This window comes from Falsiporphyromonas endometrii (assembly GCF_042654485.1).
Lineage (GTDB): Bacteria > Bacteroidota > Bacteroidia > Bacteroidales > Porphyromonadaceae > Porphyromonas > Porphyromonas endometrii.
In genome coordinates this window covers 1-4,533 of the sequence record NZ_JBHSGO010000121.1, presented here as the reverse complement: position 1 = coordinate 4,533, position 4,533 = coordinate 1, and the positions used below count along the sequence as shown (strand labels likewise).

Genomic DNA, 4,533 nt, shown 5'->3' with positions numbered 1-4,533 from the left:
GTGAATGTCCCGACGCAGCAATTTCTCAATCTTGCGGCAGGAATAAACATTGTTCATATAGGCGTAGAGAATTACCTTGAGCATCATGGCCGGATGATAGGGACTGCGGCCGCGCTCATGATAGAGTTTGTAAAACGATCTAAGATTCAGACTATCCACCAAGGCATCCAAAAGCCTTACCGGGTCATTCTCCTCAATGTCTTGATCAATTCTTTCCGGAAAAAGAATCATCGTGTTGCGATTATGATTGCGGAAATGCATCATTTGATTTACATAACTATTTGTATACCATAAAGATAACTGTTATTCATGACATGGAAAAGACTTAATATAAAGAAAGTTGAAACTTTTTTCAAAAAACAGAAAGGGCTGCGCCAAATGGAATTTTGACACAGCCCCTTTCGAACTTTATTATTCATGTCGAATAAGAGCAACAACTTGAGTTAGTCCCCTTATAATCGACAGCCACAGTCCTTTCAACCAAATAAAAACAATCGCCGCCATTGAGTTTCAACTCTTTGACAACGATTGTTTTTTCAAATGGTAATTGATGCGCCACAAGTGTAAGCTTGAGACTGTTACAAAAAGTAACAGAATCCCAAGATTACACACGAAAACTTACTTTCACCTATCAGAATTAATCCCGAATCCCGAATGTAACGCAGCAATTCTCCATTATTCAATAGTTTTAGTTTTGCCCCTACCATACTGGATCTCACTATCAAAGACATTGCCATTCAAAGAAATCAATACCACAAAGCAATAAGCCAACCGCAATATTCCCCTCAATCCATCCTCAAAAACAAGTCTTCATACACAAAGAATGAGTTTAATTTCTGGAAAGAAATAGTATTAAGAGTATTTATTGTAAGTCTTTAGGGCAATCAAAAGGACCTCTACCCTTTCCTCTGATTCATGACAATAATACACCAATTAGCCACACCGAAAAGCTATTTGATACATTAAAAACATTACTACTTACATAATCATCGTTTTCTTGTTCTACAAAAGTCATTGATAGCTGCGATTCTTTTAATATATTTGTGACGAAAACGAATCACAGATTTCTTTTATTACAACAATTAACAGCAAAATTATGAACAAATTAATTACAATGATGAGGCCTTTTATTTTGGTCCTCAGTATGCTGTTGCTTCTTCCGCTGGGAACGCAAGCACAAAAAGTACGTTACGTCAAGTCCGGAGCATCCGGAGATGGATCTTCATGGAGCAATGCATCCGGAGATCTTCAAACCATGATTGACCAATCTACATCCGGAGATGAAGTTTGGATTGCCTCCGGCACATACAAACCTACTCGACTCATTAAATCAACAAAGAAAAACTCTCGTGCTTTCCATCTCAAAGATGGGGTTTCTTTGATTGGAGGATTTGAAGGGACAGAAACATCAAAGACAGATCGTAAACTCAAAGCAAATGGTCGTCCTTACGAATTTGCACACGAAACCATCCTTAGTGGTGATGATGATGTACAAGACACATGGACTCGAGGCATAGCTCCGGGAAGCTCTTATCGCTATATTTGGGAAATAGAGGGCAACAAAGGGAATGCTAACCATGTCCTTTATGGAGGCAAAAAAGTTGTCTTCAATGACCGCACCGAGATCAGTGGGCTTACCATCGAAGGAGGCAATGCCGATACATGGAATGTACAATCACAAGGCGCAGGACTAATGGCTGCCGGCAATGTTCAAGTCAAAAAGTGTATATTTAGACACAACTATGCATTTACAGGAGTAGAGGGTGCTATAGACTTCCTTGGCGGAGCAGTATCTTTGACAGAAGGCAAAGGCAAAAGCGTTGTTGAAGACTGTCTCTTCGAAGAAAATATGTCTCTTATGACCAACCTTAGCTCTTATGGAGGAGGTTTGTACATCGACAACGGGACAGTAAAGAACTGTTATTTCAAAGGGTGTGTCTCAGGAGATTTCGGTGGAGCAGTCTATGCTAAAAACAGCAAAGTGATTAATTGTATCGTAGAGGATAGCTATTCTGCTGCTGGAGGTGGAATATACCTCAACAAATCAACCATCGAAAATTCACGCGTATCACATTGCAGAGGACTCAAAGGTGCCGGCATTTACAACGAAGGTGGTACTGTACATCATACATTTGTATATGGCAACTATGCTGTTGCCAGCGAATATCAAACTTTGGGAGGCGGACAAGGTGCATCTATATTCAATGAAGGTGGCAAAGTGATTGGATGCGTAATTTACAATGGAACAGCCGATACCGGAGGTGGTATTGCCTCTTTGGGTGGTGCTGTCTACCACTCAACTATTCAAAACTGCCAATCCAATGTAGTCGGAATAGATCCCAACCTCTACACCTACAAAGGAAAAGAGGGAGCTCCGGAAGTGAAGATTGTCAATACAATCTGCGAAAACGATGTAGCGGCTTCAAACTTTATCAAACCAACTACTTTCAACGGATGGGCAGAAGACTCACAATCAGAACAGTTTGCACAAATTAAAGATGCATCTTTTGCACTTACCCCAAACAGTATATTTGTAGATAAGGGAGAGCAAACTTCTGAAATTGTCGAAACTAAAGATATATTAGGAAACGATAGGGTTTCAGGTACAGCTATAGATAAGGGAGCTATAGAACTTCAACAGACCAAAGATCCACAAGACAACCCAGATATATTATTCACATTTAAGAATAATAGTGAGGTAACTATCGGACTCGGCGGTACAGCCAACACCTCTTTTGAATACGACTTTGGTGATGGCAGGCAAAAAGTAGAGGGAGCCAAGATGATTACAGGCACCCCGATCAATAAACAGTTAAAAATATATGGCAAGCAGGTAATGCTCATCAAAGCCAACTTAGCTAACATCACAGATGTGCAACTCAACGATGCGCCGGCCTTGGCTAAATGCTTCCTCGCAGGAAACGAAATTTCGTCACTCGACCTAAGCCATTGCCCTAATATTAGATCAATCTATTGTGCCGAAAATAAGATTACCAATATAAATCTCACCAATGCAAATAAGTTGATGGTCATTGATTGTCCAAGAAACATGATTGCAGGGACATTAGACCTTACAAACTTAAACGAATTGGTCAATCTTAAGCTATTCAACAACAAACTTACTGAGCTAAAGCTACCTAAACAGGACAAGCTCATACAAGTAGACTGTGATAGCAACATGCTTAATACACTTGACTTGACAGGAATCACAAAACTCAATGAGCTAAATTGTGCTTCCAACAAGCTCACATCAATCAATCTGGCCGACAATACAGAGCTGCAAAAAATCAATGCTTCAGACAACAACATCACAGCTGTCAATCTTTCAGCTCTCACTAAGCTCACATCTTGCAATTTGTCTATCAATAAAATCAATCAAATTGACTTGTCTAAGAATACAGGCCTCGAGGATCTCTATCTGCAAAATAACCAACTTACAACCATAGACCTGTCAAAGAATAGCAATATCAAGTGGCTCAACCTCGATCATAACAACCTGACGGAAATAGACTACTCCGCATTGCCAAACTTGATGCAGGTACGAATTGCTTATAACAAACTATCCACTATCGACCTATCGAAAAATACAAAGGTCAATACAGTAATGGTACAGCACAATAACCTCTCTGAACTTAATGTCGCAAAACAAACCAATATGTTCTGGTTGGTATGTGGAAACAACAAGCTAACAAAGCTTGATCTCTCAGCAAACAACAATATTTCTTGGCTGGAATGTGATAGCAACCAGATAACAGCGTTGAGTGTGGAGAATATGAATAATCTTCAAAAACTATACTGCCACAACAATGCAATCACAAACCTTGACCTATCAAAAAATAAAAACATCGAGGGACTTAGAGTAGATGACAATAAACTTACTCTTGACAACCTAAATAGTATTCTAAATGGACTTAAAGATGTGAAGAATCTCAAAATCCATGACAATAATAAGGAATGGGCAAAGATCGTCAATGTAAGCAACAACCCTGGCACAACTTCTCTAAATGATGCAAAAGTAGCAGCAGAGGCAAAAGGATGGACCGTCATTGCACTAAACAATACATCGGCTCAAATGCCCCAAGCTACTCAAGTCAAAGTCTATTTTGATAATGCTACACAAACTGTGATCGCTTCAGAAAAAATATTTGGAGTGACTGTCTACAACTTGGCAGGACAACCTATCCTAAAAATGGACGAAGCTGAGCAAATAAGTCTCAACGAACTGCCAGACCAAATGTACATTCTGATTGCAATAGACAGAGAGGGCAACAAGATCACTCTTAAACTTATCAAAAAATAAAGGTTTGAGAGGACGACTGCACCACTTATAAAGTGTGGCATACCAACAAAATCAAGTAGGAGATAGATGTCGCTAACAGACATTTATCTCCTACTTTTCTTTTACACTGGTAGTATCCCAAAAAGTGTGTAAAGGAGGTTTATCTTTGAGTCAAAATTAATCATTTCAATTCATTGTTTTGTTCATCCGTCAGGCGGGCATGAAAAACACCGGGGGGATTGGCGTCCGCCCGG

The 4,533-nt window shown here is 39.6% G+C and carries 2 protein-coding genes; one reads left to right on the top strand and one right to left on the bottom strand.

Features of this window, described 5'->3' with window-relative positions; genetic code table 11:
- On the bottom strand, positions 1-264 hold a 264-nt coding region (locus ACFO3G_RS03875; RefSeq protein ID WP_380078162.1), incomplete at its 3' end, for a transposase.
- 832 nt (positions 265-1,096) lie between these two features.
- On the opposite strand from ACFO3G_RS03875, the gene ACFO3G_RS03870 reads away from it, so the two are divergent.
- Positions 1,097-4,300 (top strand): leucine-rich repeat domain-containing protein, encoded by a 3,204-nt coding sequence (locus tag ACFO3G_RS03870; protein ID WP_380078160.1) that lies wholly within the window; start codon positions 1,097-1,099, stop codon positions 4,298-4,300.
- Positions 4,301-4,533 lie beyond the last annotated feature (233 nt).

Excerpts from the sequence above, each read along its gene's own strand:
- ACFO3G_RS03870 (WP_380078160.1), top strand. The coding sequence starts at position 1,097 with ATGAACAAATTAATTACAATGATGAGGCCTTTTATTTTGGTCCTCAGT.